The organism is Pseudoduganella plicata, from assembly GCF_004421005.1.
GTDB classification, from domain to species: domain Bacteria; phylum Pseudomonadota; class Gammaproteobacteria; order Burkholderiales; family Burkholderiaceae_D; genus Rugamonas; species Rugamonas plicata.
Genome location: NZ_CP038026.1, coordinates 2,210,303 through 2,227,243, shown reverse-complemented (window position 1 = coordinate 2,227,243; position 16,941 = coordinate 2,210,303). Strand labels below are relative to the sequence as shown.

The window sequence follows — 16,941 nt, the reverse complement described above, 5'->3', positions numbered from 1 at the left end:
GCGTTTCAGTCCTTCAGACGGCGCCGTACGCGTTGACGACGCGGCGCTCGGTACCGGTGCTGTTGATCAGCCTGGACAGTTGCGCCATCCACGGCTGGATCATGTCGCGCACCTTGCGGTCGTCGTCCAGCATCTGCTTGATCAGCGAGACCTTGCGCTTGCGCTGCTCGGCTTCGAGCTTGATGCTGCCTTCGGTCGTCTTCAGCAGGGCCACGTGGGCGGACACGCGCTGCTCCAGCGCTTCCAGCCGATCCCAGTCCGATTCGTTGGCGGCCGCTACCATCTGGCTCGTCAGTTCACCCATGGCCGCGTACACGGTCAGCACATCCTGATTCGTCATCGTCGTTCCTTAACCGTTGGCCATCGAAGGGGAGCGCAGCGGCGCCGCGCCGGTCGGCTCGTCGCCGATCTGCTTCCACGTATCGCGCAGGTCGGCCAGCAGGCCGCGCACTTCTTCCAGGATCTCGGTGCTGTTCTGCAGATTGGCCATCAGCAGGCGCGAGCTCATGTACTCGTACAGCGCATCCAGGTTGCGGGCGATGTCGCCGCCCACTTCACGGTCGAGGCTGGCGCGCAGGCCGTTGTCGATGATCTGGATGGCTTTCGAGATGGCCTTGCCCTTCTCTTCGATATGGCCGGCCTTCATGTGCGTCATGCCGTTCAGGATGGCAACGATGGCGCCGTCGTACAGCATCACGATCAGCTTGTGCGGCGAAGCGGCCGCGATGCCGGTTTCCAGACCGACTTTGGCGTACGCGTTGACGCCGCGTTGTGGGCTTCCGAACATGTGTTTCTCCTATTACTGTCTTAGCTGTTGGCGGAAATGGCTGCCAACTGCTGCGTGAGGTAGCTGGACGTCGTCTGCATCTGCGACAGCATGACGTCCAGTCTGCTGTACTGCGCGCGATAGCGGGCTTCGATGCCCGTCAGCTTGTCGGCGAACGTGGCGCGCTGCTTGGCAATATCGGCGATCGACTTGTTGATGCCGTCGGTACGGCTGGTGATCTGGCCTGTCTTGCCCAGCATCGTCGTTGCCAGGTTGTTCAGCTGATACGCGTAACCTTGCGAGAAGCTGACGGTGCCGCGATCGCCCGCGGCACCGCCGGTGATATCGATGACCAGGCCTTCCACGTCGGTGCCCGCCAGGCCCGTCAGCGTCTGGCCAGTGCCCGTGACGGCGTGCCCGCCCAGCGTGCCCGCGACGTCCTTGCCCGCCGTGGGCGTGGCGCCGCCGAACAGGCTGTCGGTCGTGGTGCCGCTGACGCTGGACACGGCAATGTTCGACGCCGAGCCGTATTTCGCCGACGACAGCAGCAGCTTGCCGTCCGTGCCGATCGAGGCCGTCACGGAGCTGCCCGCCGACGAAAAGGCGGAAGCGCCGTTGATCGACGACTGCATCACCTTGGCCAGTTCGGCCGCCGTGTAGGTGCCTGCCGGGATCGTCACCGTGGTGGTGTTCTTCGAATTCGACGGCTCGCCGTCGTTGAGCGTCACCGACCAGGTGGTATTGGCCGCGATGGTCGTGCTGGCCGGTACGGCCGCGCTGCTCGTCAGGGCGCCCTGCGTGGCCATTTGCGTGACCGTCAGCGCATAGGTGCCCGGCTTGGTCGCGGAAGTCGAGCTGGTGAACGACACCAGCGTGTCGGTCGAGCGGCCCACGGCGCCAAACAGGGCGCCGATATCGTCGAACGACGTCTCCAGCGCTTTCGAGAACTTGCCCGAATCCAGGTTCAGCGTGCCGTCCTTGGCGAAGCTGATGCCGACCTGGCCCAAGGTCGTCAGGCTGCCCGTCAGGCCGGTAATGCTGGTCGTCATCATGCGGCGCACCTGCGACTGCACGGACTGCGCGGTCGAATCGCCCTGCAGGGCACCGCCCGTTTTCGTGTCGGCGTTGTAGCCCGTCAGCTTCTTCAGCGTGCCGTTCAGGTCGTTGTACGCCTTGACGAACGCTTCCACGTTGGTTTTCACGCTACCCGTGTTCTTGCTGACGTTCAGCGTGCTGGAGCCGGTCTGCGTGACGGTCAGCGTGACGCCCTGGACGGCCTCGCCAACATTGTTCGAATGGCTCGTCACGGCAATGCCGTTCACCGTCAGCTTGGTGTCCTGCGCCGCCGACGTCTGCGTCATCTTCTGCGACCCGGCCGGGTCGTAGCTCAGCATGTCCGCCAGCGCGCTGTCCGGCGGATCGGCGCCGTCGCCGCTCAAGGTCATTTTCATCGACGCGTTCGCGCCCGTCGCGTTCGACGTGAACACGAGGTGGTACGGATTGGCGCTGCCGTCCGAGACGATGGTGGCGGTCACGCCCAGGCCGGCCTTGTTGACGGCGTCGCGGATGCCTTCCATCGAGTTGTTGGTGGCATCGATCGTCACGACACCGGAAGCGATGCTGGCGTCCTGCGTGAACGCGCCGCCCAGGTAGCTGCCACCCGTGCCGGCCGTCAGGCCTGCTGCGGCGGGATTGCTGCCGGCGATCGTGATCGGGCTGGCATCGGTGGAGCTGAGCGAAATGCCGCTGACGGCCGTCGTGCTGGAGCCGCCGTTGACCTGGCCGCCACCGTTGCCGATCCCGCCCGATACCGCCGCCGCGCTGCCGGTCACGGCTTCCTCGACGGTCAGGTTGGCGCCGTCGGCGCGGGTGAACTTGAGCGTGCCGTCCGCGGCCTTGCCGCTGACGGTGATACCGGCGTTCGTCAGTGCCGTCAGGACGGTGCTGGGGTCGGTCAGCGCGGTGTCGAGCGATGCGGCCGTGATGCCGGCGCCGGCTGCCGTGTTGGCGCCCTGCGCAGCCAGCTGCACGCCGCCCACGGACAGCGAGTAGCCGCCATCCGCGCCCGTCCGGACGTTGCCGAAGCCGGCAAACAGCGTGCCGGACGTGGAAGCGGGCGTGGCCGTGGCCGTGACACCCGTCGTCGTGCTTTTCGCGTTGATGGCTTCGGCCAGCGCGCGGGCGCTGGTGGTCGTGCTGTCGGTGGCGATGGCCGTGCCGTTGATCGTCAGCGAGCCGTTGCTGATGCCGTCCCGTGCCACTGTGCTGTTGAGCGTCGTGCCGGCCAGGCCGAAGCCGCCGCTGACGCTGCCGAACTGGAACGAGATCGTCGTCTTCGCGCCCGTGCCGATGGACGACTTGCTGCTGGCCAGGCCGAGCGTCGTCAACGTCTGGCTCTGGGCCAACTGGGTGACATTGACCTTGTAGTTGCCGGCCACGGCTTTCGCGCCGGCCGAGGCGGTCAGCACGTCGCTGTTGCTGGCCGTGGCGGACAGGCCCTTGAAGTCGGTCGACTTCGTCAACCCGCCCAGGGCGGACTGGAACACGCCCACTGCGCCGCTGAGCGAGCCATAGGCGCTGAGCTTGGACTGGTAGGAGGCCGTTTTCTGGTCGTACTTGGTCAGCGGTTGCGATTCGACCTGCATCAGCTGGGAAACGATGCTGGCGACGTCGATCATGCCGCCAGACGCTGAGACTCCTGAAGTTGCCACGGCTTGCTCCTGAGAAAGCGATAATATAAGTCTTTATCGGCAGAATCTAACGAGACTTGAGAGGGCAAAAAAGGTGCCAGTTCAGGCGATGCCTGGCGGACGACTGCGGAGGGGAGAAAGGCCGCCCGCGACGGGCAGCGGCCCGGTACTTCAAACAGCCTGGTGAATCAGCCGGCCCAGTAAACTGTCCAGCGATTTCGACAGGCGCAGCGCTTCCTCGGTGGGGTACTGGCGCACGACTTCCTGCGTGTTCACATCGATCAGCTTGACGACAGTGCGTTTGCTGTCCTCGTCGATGGAAAACTGCAGGCTGCGCGCGTTGGCCTGCATGTTCGCGTTGAGCTTGCCGACAGCATCTTTCAGCTCGTCCATGGGGACGGGCGCATCCTTGGCCTTGACGGCGTCCGGCGTCTGCGTTGCCACCACGGGCGGGCGGATGCCGGCCGCTTGCTGCGTCGCGTTCGCGGTCGTGTCGTTGCCGACCAGCCCGCGTCCCGCGCCACCCGGCAGACCACCCAGCGTATCGATCGTCATGATGGGCTCCTATAAACGGAAAAAGTTCCCCGACTGGAAAACCAGGCGGGGAACCATGTTGAAACGACTGTCGGGGATTAGCCGCGCAGCAGGCTCATCACGCCGTTAGGCAGCGAGTTGGCCTGGGCCAGCATCGCGGTACCTGCCTGCTGCAGAATCTGGCCGCGGGTCATGCTGGCGGTTTCCGCTGCAAAGTCGGTATCGACGATACGGCTCTTCGATGCCGACAGGTTTTCCGTCGTCGATGCCAGGTTCGAGATGGCCGACGAGAAGCGGGACTGCAGAGCACCGTAAGCGGCGCGCTGGGTGTTCACGCTTGCCAGTGCGGCATCGGCGATCTTGATTGCCAGCTGGGCGTTGTCGAAGCTCGTCACGTCCAGTTCGGAAACCGCTTTCAGCGTCGACGCTTGCGCCGTCGTTGCACCTGCCGCTGCACCAACACCCAGTCCCGTACCGGCGTCCGTCACGGCGAAGCTGGTTTCCGAGTCGAACGTGATATTGCCGTTGGCGATACCCTTTGCAGCGGCGGCCTTGATATCCGCAGTCCCACTGGTGGCGCCTGCTGCCGTGTAGGAGGAGACGTCGAACTTGGCGGTGGTGGTTTTATTCTCGATGTTGATCGTTTCGCCGGAAGCGTGCGTCAGCTTGATGCCGCCGTTCTTCTGGTCGTATTCAGCGGTGACGCCCGTCTTGGCCGACTGGGCGTTGATGGCGTTGATGCCCGATGCATAGTCTGCCGACGTCGAGCCCGTGCCGCCGACGGTGAAGTTGATGTCCACCGCGTTCGCCGCGGTATTGTCGGCATTGAGCTTGAAGCTGACAGCGCCGTTGCCCGTGTTGATGTTGACTTGCGTCTTCGCCGTAGCGGTCACGCCGGTGTCGGCGGTCTGCTTGTTGATGTTGGCGGCGATGGTTTTTGCCGAATCGCCGTTGGCGGTGGTGACGGTCTTCGTACCACGGCCACCGGAGACGACAACGCTCGAAGCGACCGACGAGTTGCTGGTCGAAACAGCCGACTGGGCGTTTTCCACACGGTTGTTACCGTAGGTGCTCGTCAGGAAGTTCGCGCCGTTGGCGGAGATCAGCTGGTTGGCATCGGCGCCAACCTGGAAGTTCGCCGTGCCCATCGAGCCATCCAGCAGCGCCTGGCCATTGAACGTGGTGGTTTGTGCGATACGGTTCAGTTCCGAGCCCAGCTGGGTCACTTCAGTCTGCAGTGCCTGACGGTCGGAAGCCGAGTTCGACGAGTTCGACGACTGCACTGCCAGTTCGCGGATACGCTGCAGGATGTCGCCGGACGAGGACAGTGCGCCTTCAGCCGTTTGCGCCATCGACACGCCGTCGTTGGCGTTACGCGTTGCTTGCGTCATGCCGCGGATCTGCGAGTTCATACGATCGGAAATCGCCAGGCCAGCCGCGTCGTCCTTGGCGCTGTTGATACGCAGACCGGAGGACAGACGCTGCAGGGAGGTAGCCAGTGCGGAAGACGACGAGCTCAGGTTGCGCTGCGAGTTCAGGGATGCGACGTTGGTATTGATTACGGATGCCATGGTATTTCTCCAAAACTGGTGCTGCTGTATGTGGCGATTTGCTCTTTCACTTTGGCCCGTCTCGCTGTTCCGTGACGTTCAAGCCGCTGTTGTAACTGGTAACGGTTGCCACACGGGAAGCTTTAGGGGTTTTTTGAGAGAATTTTTTGCGCTGTGGACACTCTGGCATGGGTCGGGCACGCTTAGACGACAGGGTTTCGGCGATCTTTAGGGTGAAATAAAATTTTTTTCGCGTCAATATATTTGCGGCTGGGTCCATTGTGGGTACGTTGGCATGCCTGCGTTGCATGTTGTTGATTGCTTGCTATCGCTATGCGTCGGGTAGCACGGCGGGGGCGGGCCGTTGAGCGAATCGGCGCCAGTCGCCGGATGCCGCGAAGTAAAGGACTGACCGCAGCATGCCGCCGACATAAAACTGACCCGACGGCGGAGAGCCGGGGTCAGACGCGGCGGGTCTGACCCAGTTCTTGGGTACGGGTTTTGAAACAGCCTGCGGCTCGCTGGCCTTTGCGCCTCAAGTTAGCGCCATCAGTGCCTGCCCCGATGTGCTGCCTGCGACATCCGCTGCAGACAAAAAAAGGGCCTGCATCCGCAGACCCTTTGTATACAACGGTGACGAACCTTAGAGCACCGGCTCCAGCGGTGCCACGCCCACCAGCGCGGCCTCGGTCGCGCTGGCCGTCATGGCCGAGCCCAGCGCCTGCAGTTCGGCCGCCGTGTAGACCTGGCCATCGGCAAACTGGAAGGCGTTGACGGCGTACGTGGCGGACAGGAACTGGTTCACCACCGTCACCTTGTCCGCCGTGCCGTACGTCAGCACGAAGTTGTTGCCGCTGCGGACCACGGACGTCAGCTGCGATGCCGCAATGTCCTCGAATGCCACCACTTCGACGCGGCCCACGGTGCTGTCCGTTGCCGTGACCGTGTCGACGCCCGAGCCCAGGCGGAACAGATAGGTGTCGTTGCCGACGCCGCCCGTCAGCGCATCGTTGTCGACGCCGCCGTCCAGCAGGTCGTCACCGGCGCCGCCGTCCAGGATGTCGTTGCCCGCACCGCCGCGCAGCACGTCGTTGCCGGCTTCGCCCAGCAGGGAGTCCACGCCCAGTTCGCCTTCCAGCACATCTTCGCCCGTGCCGCCCAGCAGGGTGTCCAGGCCGTCGCCGCCGTACAGCTCGTCGTTGTCGATGCCGCCCGTCAGCCTGTCGCTGCCGAGTTCACCGTACAGGCGGTCGTTGCCGGCACCGCCGTCCAGCACGTCGTTACCGGCGCCCGCCTTGACGGCTTCGCCCAGTGCGGAGAAGGTCAGGGTATCGGCCGCCACCGACAGATTGATGTAGTAATTGTCCAGCAACTCCTGCACGGTCCAGGTGGCGTCCGCGAACTTCAGCGTGTTGACGACCTGGGTCGGGCCGCTGAAGAAGTTAGTGATCGTGGCCTGGTCGGCTGCCGTGTAGTTCAGCACCAGATTGGCGCCCACGCGCTGCACGCCTGCCATATTCAGGGCGCCGATATCCTCGAAGACAATCGTATCGACCCGTCCCGCGACGGTGTCCGCCACGTTGAGCGTGTCGACGCCGTCGCCGGTGCGCAGCAGGAACGTGTCGTTGCCGGCGCCGCTCGTCATCGTGTCGTTGCCCGTGCCGCCGTCCAGCACGTCGTCGCCCACGTCGCCGGTCAGGTTGTCGTTGCCGGCGCCGCCGTACAGCGAGTCGTTGCCGACGCCGCCATTCAGGTTGTCGTTATCGCCTTCGCCATGGACGACATCGTTGCCGCCCAGCGCGGTAATGACGTCGTTGCCGGCGCCACCGTAGACGGTTTCCGGGGTGTCCGTGAATGCCGCGCTGTCGGCCAGTTCCGTCAGGCGCACGGCGTAGCGGGCAAACAGGCCGTCATGGTCGAGGCTGACGCCGTCGGCAAACGCCAGGGTGGTGAACTTGTTGCCGGTGTAATACGCCGTGAACGTGACGCTGTCGCCGTTGCCATACTCGAGAATCAGGTTGCCGCCGCTGCGCCTTACTGCCGTCAATGCGTCCGAGTTGACGTCCTCGAAGCGCACCGTCTCGATCTTCGGACCCGTGGTCGTGTCGGCCAGGTTGATCGTGTCATTGCCGGAGCCCACGCGCAGCAGGTACAGGTCGTTGCCGGCGTCGCCCGTCAGCGTATCGTTGCCGGCGCCGCCGTCCAGTGTGTCGTTGCCGATGCCGCCCACCAGGCTGTCGGCTTCCACGCCGCCGCGCAGCACGTCGTCGCCGGCGTCGCCCGTCAGCGTGTCGCGGCCGGCGTCGCCAGTCAGCACGTCGTTGTCGGCGCCGCCGATCAGCACGTCGTTTTCCGTGCCGCCGGAGAGCGTGTCGTTGCCGCTGCCGCCCGTCAGCGAATCCGCACCGGCCTCGCCGTAGATCGCGTCGTTGCCGCCGGCGGCATCGACGGTGTCGTTGCCGGCATCCGCGTAGATCGTCTCGTCCGTATTGCGCGGGAACGTTGCCGTGTCGGCGCCGACCGTCAGCCGAAGGGGGTAGGCAGCCAGCAGTTCGCCAGCCGTCACGGATTTGTCGGAGAAGGTAAAGACGTTGACTTCGTTGGCGGCCGCCGAGAAATGATTGACCAGTGTGACCTGGTCGCCATTGCCATAGTTCAGGATCAGGCTGAGGCCGCTGCGTTGCACGCCGGCCAGTGCCGTCGATGCCACGTCCTCGAAGACCAGCGTCTTGATGCGGCCGACAGTGCTGTCGGCCGTGTTGATCGTATCGACGCCTGAGCCCACGCGCAGCACGTACACGTCATTGCCGGCGCCGCTGTTGTAGGTATCGTTGCCCGCGCCGCCGTCGAAGCGGTCGTCGCCCACGTCACCGGTCAGCACGTCGCTGCCGTCGCCACCGAACAGCGTGTCGTTGCCGGCGCCGCCCTGCAGGTTGTCGTTGTCGCCGTCGCCGTACAGCACGTCGTTGCCGCCCAGCGCGGCGATCGTGTCGTTGCCGGCGCCGCCATGGATGGTCTCGACGTCGTCGCTGAACGTGCCGTTGTCGGCGCCTTCGGAGAACCAGATATCGTATTTTGCAAACAGCTGGGCCGGCGTGAAGGTGACGCCGTTGGCAAATTCGATCGCGTTGAACTTGTTGGCACCGAAGAAGTTCGTCACCGTCACGCTGTCGCCATCGCCGTATTGCAGCGTCAGGTTGCCGGCCACACGCTTGACGGCCGTCAGGGCGTCGAACGTCACGTCCTCAAAGCGCAGGATCTTGCTCTTGATGGCGCTGGCGTCGGTCAGGTCGACGGTATCCACGCCGGAGCCGACACGCAGCACGACGATGTCGTTGCCGGTGCCGCTGACGAGGGCGTCATTGCCCGCGCCGCCGTCCAGCGTGTCGTTGCCGATGCCGCCATTCAGCGCGTCGGCGTCCAGGCCGCCGGACAGGCGGTCGTCGCCGGCGTCGCCCGTCAGCGTGTCGCGTCCCGCGTCGCCGGTGAGGATGTCGTTGTCCACGCCGCCGATCAGCACATCGTTGTCCGCGCCGCCCACCAGCGTATCGTTGCCGGCGCCGCCCGTCAGCGAGTCGTTGCCCCTTTCGCCACGGATGGCGTCGTTGCCGCCTTGCCCATCCACGGTGTCGTTATCGGCACCGGCGTCGATCGATTCGTTCCAGTTGCGCGTGAAGATGGCGTTGTCGGCCGCGTCCGTCAGGCTCAGCGGATAGCTGGACAGGATATCGGCCACCGTGTAGCTGCCGTCCTTGAAGCGGATCTCGTTGATCTCGGCGGTCGTACCGCTGAAGTAGTTCACCAGCGTGACCTGGTCGGCGCTGCCGTACGACAGGACAAGGTTCAGGCCGCTGCGCTGCACACCCGTCAGCGCGCCGAACGCGACGTCCTCGAATACCAGGGTCTTGATGCGCCCGACGGTGCTGTCGCCGAAGGTGACGCTGTCCAGGCCCGACCCGATGCGCAGCAGCACCGTGTCGTTGCCGGTGCCGGCGCTGATCGTGTCGTTGCCCGTGCCGCCGTCGAGCACGTCGTCGCCGTCGACGCCGTTCAGGATGTCCGCGCCGTCGCCCCCGAAGATCGTGTCGTTGCCGGCGCCGCCGTTGATGTTGTCGTTGTCCGCTTCGCCATAGACCACGTCGTTGCCGCCCGCCGCTGCGATCGTGTCGTTACCGCCGGCGCCGTGGATCGTTTCAATGGCGTCGGTGAACGTGAAGTTCTCGGCCGTGTCCGCCATGTCGATGGCGTAGCTGGCGGCCAGCTGGTCGGGGCGGAAGCTGACGCCGTCGGAGAATTCCAGCGTCGAGAATTTGGCAAATGCGCTGTTGTAGAACGACACCAGCGTGACGCTGTCGCCCGAGCCGTAGGTCAGCACCAGGTTGGCGCCGGCACGCTGGACGCCGGTCAGTGCCGTCGAGGCCACGTCCTCGAAGCGGATCGTCTCGACCTTGTTGGCCATCGTGTTCCCGGCCAGCGAAATGCTGTCGCGGCCGGAGCCCACGCGCAGGATGAACGTATTGCTGCCGCTGGACTCCACCATGCTGTCGTCGCCGCTGCCGCCGTCGACGGTATCGTTGCCGACCGCGCCCTGCAGCGTGTCGTTGCCGGCGCCGCCGAACAGGACATCGTCGCCGGCGTCGCCGGACAGCAAATCGTTACCGGCGTCGCCATGCAGCACGTCGTTGTCGATACCGCCGGCCAGCGTATCGGTGCCGGTACCGCCGTGCAGCGTGTCCGTACCCACTTCACCCGTCAGCGAGTCGTTGCCGTCGTCGCCGTAGATCAGGTCGTTGCCGCCGCGGCCGTCGATGATGTCGTTGCCCGCGCCGCCGTGTACCGTTTCGGCCAGGCTGGCGGGAAAGGCGGCCGTGTCGTCGCCGGCGGTCAGGTCGATATCGTAGGCGGCGTACAGTTGGGCCATGTCCCACGTCTGGCCGTCGGAAAATTCGACATGGGTAATGGCGCCCGTCGCAGCGCTGAAGTGGTTGGACAGCGTGACTTCGTCCGTGGCGCCGTACTTCAGGATCAGGTTGGCACCGGAGCGGATGACGGCGGTCAGGCCGGTCGAGGGAACGTCCTCGAACTTGAGCAGGTCGATACGGCCGACGGTGTTGTCGCTGCTGACGATCGTGTCGACGCCCGCGCCGATGCGCAGCAAGAAGGTGTCGTTGCCGGCGCCGCCGGACAGGCTGTCGTTGCCGGTGCCGCCGTCCAGGGTGTCGTCGCCCACGCCGCCACTGGCGAAGTCGTTGCCGGCGCCCATCTCGAGACGGTCGTTGCCGGCATCGCCATTGACGCGTTCAGCCAGGTCCGACGGGCCCAGGGTATCGTCGCCCGCCGTCAGGAACATCGTATAACGCTCGAATACCTCTCTCATGGTGTATTCGACAGGGACGGTGTCGAGGAATTTATCGAGCTCGAAGATTATCTGCTGATGCGACGGGTCCGAATAAACGTCCTTCAGCGTTACCTGCTGGACCGCGCCGGTATTGTCCTTCTGCCATTTGATAATCAGATCGTTGCCGATGCGCTGGAAGAATTCCAGCTCCGATTCGTCGACATTGCGCAGGTTGATGCGGTCGGCCTGTCCCGGCTCGCTGGGATCGAGAACGATCACGTCGCTGCCCGAATATTCGTCGAACTCGTAGGTATCGGCGCCGGCGCCACCGACGAGGGTGTCGTTGCCATTGCTGCCCGTCAGGACGTCGTGATCGGCGCCGCCCATCAGTGAATCGTTGCCGGTCGTGCCATTGATCGTATCATTCCCGCCCAGCCCGTCAACGATGCTGCCGTAGAGGACGTCGCTGCCCTCGGTGGGAATATTGTCTGCGGCCAGTGCGGACGCGGCGCTGGTGGTGGCAAAAGTACGGACACCCGTCATGGATTTCTTCCTTTTTCGTGAATAAATACGCGTTGGCCCGGGGGCGTGGGGGCGCGCGGCCGGTCGGGCCGCGGGCGCGTTTTATTCTAAAGGAAATATTTTCCGCGTGTTAAGTTATGGTTAAAATAAGTGCGAGACCGTTGTTCCGATGCGCCGGCGATATTAATAAAAAAGCCCGGTGAACCGTAATGCCGTTCAGTTAAGGTAGCTTCTTGACCTTCCGGACGGCGTAACGCTTCGGCGTTGCCTTGACGGCCCGGTCGCATTTGCGGCCGGGCCGTTCGTCGTTCAGGAGGCTAACCAACCTTTCTCGTAGGTGCTTCATTGATGCAGGCAGTTTTCCGTACGACCTGGTGACCCCTGCCCAGTGCAGTTCAAACTGGATTAGGTGAAAAGCGCGGATGAAGCTTACCTCGGTCGGTTCACACTTGACGGCCAGTGCGGCTTTGGCGATTTCGAGCCGGATTAGGTTGTAAGCAATAAGAGTGCCCCAGATTTCCTGATATACCCCGTCCACGGTTTTCGAGCGCAGCGTCAGCGCTGTGCCGAGCATGGTCTGCTTGAGCTCCCGGTAACTCGTCTCAATTCCCCAGCGCTTGTCGTAGCAGAGGGCGATATCACTTGGCTTGTAGCGACGGCGGTCGCGTAGCGACGTCAGCAAGATGCGCTTGCGTGCTTGGGCGTCAACGACGGTGATTGCCCGCGCTTCCCAGAACTCGGGCAACTCTGGGCACTTGGCCCTGGCTTGGGGCGAGACGCGCATGCGCACCAGCATATCTTCGCTTTCGCCCTCGATTGCTTCCCACTTGGTATTCGATTTGGACGGGATGATGAAGTGCCGTTCAGCGCCGCTGCCTGTCAGGCCACATAAGATCTCGGCTGACAGGAAACCTCGATCGAAAACCGTCAGTGATTCATTCGGAATGGTGCCAAGCAGCTGCTTTGCATACAGCATTTCATTGGTCGAGTACGGCCCAAACACGGCGCTGTGTACCAAGTGCGTAGGGAGCGATGTCACGGTGACACCTCGCACCTGAGGATAGCTTGCGACCGTATCGCTCGCGTAGCTTTGCGCCCCGAAATGCTCGCGATTTTCCACCGTGTCGTGCGTACGCAAGGTTGTTCCGTCCATGGCGAACAACTGCAACCCCTTGAACAGATAGGCCTTCTTGTCCTGCGCAACCCAGTGCCTGGCCGAACGCTCGAATAGCCATTTCAAAGGTGCTTGTCCGACGCGTTGGCGGGCTTGTGCCGCAGCACTCTTGCTGACGAATGGCGTCTGTGAATCCGGTACCGCCAAACCAAGATCATCGAGCACTTCGCTGATGGATTTGTGCCTATACAAAGCCAGCGCGACCATCAGCCACACGACCTGCTCAGCGGGTAGACGCCGATGTCGGATACTGGCCGCCTCCGTGCTCAACACCGCCTGCTCGACCCATTCATACGGCAAATGCTCTCCCAGCCTCGCCCAATCAGGAGACTCGAGATGATTCGCTAGGAAATGCAGGGTGTCGTCGAACATGGCGACGAAGGTTAACAGTGATGCGGGGCGTTTACAACCGCAAAATAGAAATGCCGTTCAGTCTTAACTGAACGGCATTACCGGTGAACCGGGCTTTTCTTTGTGTATTGATTAAATCAATTGTTATTCCGCTACGACCACGCGGTTTTTACCGGTTTTCTTTGCCGTATACATGGCTTCGTCGGCCCGTTTGACCAGTTCCGTCTGTTCCTCGTGCGGGCGGCGCAATGCCACACCGGCGGAGAAGGTAATCAGCACTTTTTCGTTATCGTGCAGGAAGAAATGCTTCGTCAGTTCGCGCTGCAGTCGCGTCATGGTGGCCACTGCCGCGTCCACCGTCGTTTCCGGCAGCATGATGAGGAATTCCTCGCCGCCGAAGCGGGCAATGACGTCCATCGAACGCAGCGTTTCCTTGACGATCTTGACGAGGTGCTTCAGCGCGCCGTCGCCGGCGATGTGGCCGTACGTATCGTTGAGCTTCTTGAAGTCGTCCAGGTCCAGCACGGCGATGCACAGGGGCGTGCCGCGGCGGTCGGCGCGGGCCGTTTCCCGTTCGAACACGTCGTCCAGGCCGCGGCGGTTCAGGCTGCCCGTCAGCTGGTCTTCACGCACCAGCTCGCTCATATGCTGCAGCTGCGTTTCCAGCGCGTGGATGCGCGCCTCGGCATCCTGCACTTCCTGGCGCGCCGTGACCATGTTGTCGCGCGCCTTCAGCGCCTCGCTCTGGACGATGCGGGTTTCCTGCAGCACTTCGTCCAGAATCGTGTTCAGTTCGCCGATGTCCTGCGCCTGGCTGATCTTGGCGGAGTAATTGCCGATCTTTTCGTGGAAGTCGCCCGTCGAGGCGGCCACCTGACCGAGACGGTCGATAAACGTCATCATCATGTTTTTCACGGTGACGCGCACGTCGGTCATGCTGTGCTTGAGCTGGCTCTGCTTGTAGATGACGTCCTTCAGGCTGCGCGTGGCCGCTTCCAGCGCGCGGGCATCGAGCGGGCCTTCGATCAGCGCCTGCACGGAGTCGACCTGGCCGCGCAGCCACGAGTCGTCTTCCAGCAGTTCGCTGACGTTTTCCAGAAGCAGGCGGAACAGGCGCAGCAGCAGTTCCTGCTGTTCTGCGGTGTCGCCGCTCTTCAGTTCGATCTGGTAGCACAACTGCTTCAGGCGCACGGCGATTTCCGACAGGTCCGCTTCCGTGTGCGCTTCCTTCGTTGCCGAGCCCAGCGATTCGGCCTCCGCCGCCAGCGGCGTGCCCGACAGCAGCGACGCGACGGCCAGCGTCAGTGTGCGGCTGAGCAGGTCGCGCAGCAGGCGCGTCTGTTCGCCCTCAGGCATCGGCGCCAGCTCGATGCCGCCGGCCTTGCGCACCGGCCGCTCGGCCAGCTGCGACAAGGTTGCCGCGTAGGCTTCCCAGTCGCGCGCCTTGACGGCCCGGTTGAAGCGGCGGCCGAAGTCCGCCAGTTCGCCCGGCTGTTCCGTCATGCGGGCAGCAAAGCGCGTCAGGACGTTTTCCGGACCTGTGTCGGGTGCGGTTGCGGGAGCGGTGGTCGGACCGACGGGCGCCGGCGTCGGGATGCCGGCGATTTCGTTATAGATGTCCCGGTAGGCTTCCGGCGTCGGCGCGATGCGGCGGATCGCCAGGCGGCGGAACGCTTCGCGTGCTATCTCTGCCGGATTCTGCTCGGCGCTGGCGGTGGTGGTGGGTTTGCTCGACATCTTGGCCCGGAGCCTTCACATTGATAACTGATTGCTTGATTCATACTTGTTGACTGAATCATAGGTTACTGCTGAGCTCGCCGAAGCACCGAGAAAGGGGTGGAAGGCGGCTTACTTCAGAGCATTGAAACTTATTAAGCGTTCATCAGTCGAGCAAGCCATTCCTGATGGCGTAGTGCGTCAGTTCCGCGCTGTTCTTGAGCTTCATCTTGACGAGCAGGCGGGCGCGATACTCGCTGACGGTCTTCACCGACAGCGACAGCTCTTCGGCGATGACGCCCACCGTCTTGCCGGAGGCGATCATCGTCAGCGTCTGGTATTCGCGATCCGACAATGTTTCATGCGGTGCAGCCTGGTGCTCGTCGCCCACGTGGTTGGCCAGCTCCTGGGCCAATGCGGGACTGATATATTTTAACCCGCTTGCGACTTGCCGAATGGCATTTACCAGCTCTTTTGGTGCACTTTGTTTCGTCAGATACCCGGCCGCACCCGCTTTCAGCGAACGGATGGCGTACTGGTCCTCGCGGTGCATCGACAGCATCAGGATCGCCAGCTCGGGCTTTTCCTTCCTGATCTGCTTGAGCACTTCGATGCCGCTGCGGTCGGGCATGGAGATGTCCAGCAGAACGACGTGACAGCCGGACTTGCGGAACAGGCGTAATGCATCGCTGCCGTTCTCGGCTTCGCCGGAGACGACAATGTCCTTGGTATCGGCCAGGATCTGTTTCAGCCCCTCGCGCACGATTGCATGGTCGTCCGCGATAAAGACCTTGATAAGGGCTTTCTGGTTCATGCTGGCCTCTGCGTGTTTCGATATTGCAACATCATGGTGCGCTATTGTAGCCCTGGCGGCGGATTTTAATGGCAACGACGGTACCGCCGCCTTCCGCCGGCGTGACGTGCAGCGTGCCGCCCAGCGCGCGGGCCCGTTCGGCCATGCCGCGCAGGCCGAACGAGGCCGGCTTGCTGCGGTCCGCGGGAGCGATGCCGCGGCCGTTGTCCGAAATGTTCAAGCCGACGTGTTCCCGGCCGCATTGCAGCCGCACCGTCACGCGCGTCGCCCCGGCATGCTTGGCGATATTGGTGAGTGCCTCCTGGACGATGCGGAACAGGGCTGTGGCCTGATCGGCGTCGAGCTGCACTTCCCCTGCATCGGACTGAAAAGCGCAGGCGATGCCGGCCTGGGCGGAGAACTCCTTGACCTGCCAGTCCAGCGCGGCGACCAGGCCGAAATCGAGGATGGACGGCCGCAGGTCGAGCGTGATGCGGTGGACGGCGTCGATGGTGCGGTCGGCCAGCTCGTCGACATAGGCCGCCTTGTCGTGCAGGGCCTGGTCGCCGTCCGGGAGACGCGCCGACAGCATCGCCAGCGCCATCTTGATGGCTGTCAGGTTGCCGCCCAGGTCGTCGTGGATTTCGCGGGCAATGCGGGTGCGCTCCTGCTCCTTGACCTTCTCGATGTGCGCCGTCAGCTCAGCCAGGCGGGCGCGGCTGGCACGCACTTCCAGTCCCTCCAGCTTGCTCTCGGTGATATTGGTCATGATGCCTTCCCACTGCACGGCGCCGTTCGGCAGGCTGTGCGGGGTCGCGCGCAGGTTGATCCATTTGACGTCTTTCCAGGCGTCGATCCAGATGCGGCCCTCCCAGTTCCAGCCCCACAGCGTGCCGGCCGAGGACAGCATGGCGTCCAGGTAGGACTGGCGGTCCTCGGGCAGGACCAGTTCGAGGAAGCGCTCGGGCTGCGCGGCCAGCTCGGCCGGCGGCAGCCCCAGCAGCGCCTGGCATCCTTCGCTGACGTACGGGAAGCTGGCGTTGCCGTCTGCGTCGAGCCGGAACTGGTAGACCAGCCCGGGCGTGTGGGAAACGATCGCGTCAAAGCGCGACTGTACCCGCGCAAGCGCCATGGCGGTGCTGTCGTCGTCGACGCAGGCAAGCAGGGCAGGGGCATCGTCGTGGCGGATGCGGACCAGGTGCAAGGTCACGGGGTAGCGGCTGCCGTCGGCGCGGGCGAAGTGAGTGCTGACGGGCTTGCCGTCGGCACCGCCGCCGTCGAGGTCGTCCTGGGCCAGCTGCGGAGCGATATCGACCAGGCGCAAGGCCGTCAGCTGGTCGGCGCTGTAGCGGGTATTGCGGCAGGCGGCGGGGTTGGCGGCGCGGATGCCCAGGGTGGCGGGATCGATCACATACAGCTCGGAGCGGGCGACGTGCCAGAGCGCGTCGTGACAGGAAGGGGCTGTGCTCATATATGTGTACAATCGTTCCGCATTAGCAGGATGATA

Annotated in this window: 10 protein-coding genes; all 10 read right to left on the bottom strand. The window is 63.7% G+C overall.

Annotation, left to right across the window (positions count from 1 at the left end):
* Positions 1–13: 13 nt before the first annotated feature.
* Complete coding sequence (locus E1742_RS09750; RefSeq protein ID WP_229466674.1) at positions 14–340, bottom strand: flagellar protein FliT; 327 nt, start codon at positions 338–340, stop codon at positions 14–16.
* A gap of 9 nt (positions 341–349) precedes the next feature.
* Positions 350–787, bottom strand: coding sequence for a flagellar export chaperone FliS (gene fliS / locus E1742_RS09745; RefSeq protein WP_134384693.1), 438 nt, complete (start codon positions 785–787; stop codon positions 350–352).
* Between the two features lie 20 nt (positions 788–807).
* Positions 808–3,477, bottom strand: a complete 2,670-nt coding sequence (gene fliD, locus E1742_RS09740; protein WP_229466672.1) for a flagellar filament capping protein FliD — start codon at positions 3,475–3,477, stop codon at positions 808–810.
* Between the two features lie 150 nt (positions 3,478–3,627).
* Positions 3,628–4,011, bottom strand: a complete 384-nt coding sequence (locus E1742_RS09735; RefSeq protein ID WP_134384692.1) for a flagellar protein FlaG — start codon at positions 4,009–4,011, stop codon at positions 3,628–3,630.
* 77 nt (positions 4,012–4,088) lie between these two features.
* Positions 4,089–5,561 (bottom strand): flagellin N-terminal helical domain-containing protein, encoded by a 1,473-nt coding sequence (locus tag E1742_RS09730; protein WP_134384691.1) that lies wholly within the window; start codon positions 5,559–5,561, stop codon positions 4,089–4,091.
* Between the two features lie 622 nt (positions 5,562–6,183).
* Complete coding sequence (locus tag E1742_RS09725) at positions 6,184–11,421, bottom strand: calcium-binding protein (RefSeq protein ID WP_134384690.1); 5,238 nt, start codon at positions 11,419–11,421, stop codon at positions 6,184–6,186.
* Between the two features lie 199 nt (positions 11,422–11,620).
* Positions 11,621–12,946: an IS4 family transposase gene (locus tag E1742_RS09720; protein ID WP_134383509.1), complete on the bottom strand. Its 1,326-nt coding sequence runs from the start codon at positions 12,944–12,946 to the stop codon at positions 11,621–11,623.
* Positions 12,947–13,069: 123 nt separating this feature from the next.
* On the bottom strand, positions 13,070–14,662 hold the full coding sequence (locus tag E1742_RS09715) for a GGDEF domain-containing protein (RefSeq protein WP_134384689.1): 1,593 nt from the start codon (positions 14,660–14,662) through the stop codon (positions 13,070–13,072).
* Positions 14,663–14,807: 145 nt separating this feature from the next.
* A complete protein-coding gene (locus E1742_RS09710; RefSeq protein ID WP_134384688.1) occupies positions 14,808–15,455 on the bottom strand; it encodes a response regulator in 648 nt (215 codons plus the stop codon).
* Positions 15,456–15,486: 31 nt separating this feature from the next.
* Positions 15,487–16,905: a sensor histidine kinase gene (locus tag E1742_RS09705; protein ID WP_134384687.1), complete on the bottom strand. Its 1,419-nt coding sequence runs from the start codon at positions 16,903–16,905 to the stop codon at positions 15,487–15,489.
* Positions 16,906–16,941 lie beyond the last annotated feature (36 nt).

Coding starts and splice junctions, on each gene's coding strand:
- E1742_RS09750 (WP_229466674.1), bottom strand. CDS start 340: ATGACGAATCAGGATGTGCTGACCGTGTACGCGGCCATGGGTGAACTG.
- fliS (WP_134384693.1), bottom strand. CDS start 787: ATGTTCGGAAGCCCACAACGCGGCGTCAACGCGTACGCCAAAGTCGGT.
- E1742_RS09735 (WP_134384692.1), bottom strand. CDS start 4,011: ATGACGATCGATACGCTGGGTGGTCTGCCGGGTGGCGCGGGACGCGGG.
- E1742_RS09730 (WP_134384691.1), bottom strand. CDS start 5,561: ATGGCATCCGTAATCAATACCAACGTCGCATCCCTGAACTCGCAGCGC.
- E1742_RS09725 (WP_134384690.1), bottom strand. CDS start 11,421: ATGACGGGTGTCCGTACTTTTGCCACCACCAGCGCCGCGTCCGCACTG.
- E1742_RS09720 (WP_134383509.1), bottom strand. CDS start 12,946: ATGTTCGACGACACCCTGCATTTCCTAGCGAATCATCTCGAGTCTCCT.
- E1742_RS09715 (WP_134384689.1), bottom strand. CDS start 14,662: ATGTCGAGCAAACCCACCACCACCGCCAGCGCCGAGCAGAATCCGGCA.
- E1742_RS09710 (WP_134384688.1), bottom strand. CDS start 15,455: ATGAACCAGAAAGCCCTTATCAAGGTCTTTATCGCGGACGACCATGCA.
- E1742_RS09705 (WP_134384687.1), bottom strand. CDS start 16,905: ATGAGCACAGCCCCTTCCTGTCACGACGCGCTCTGGCACGTCGCCCGC.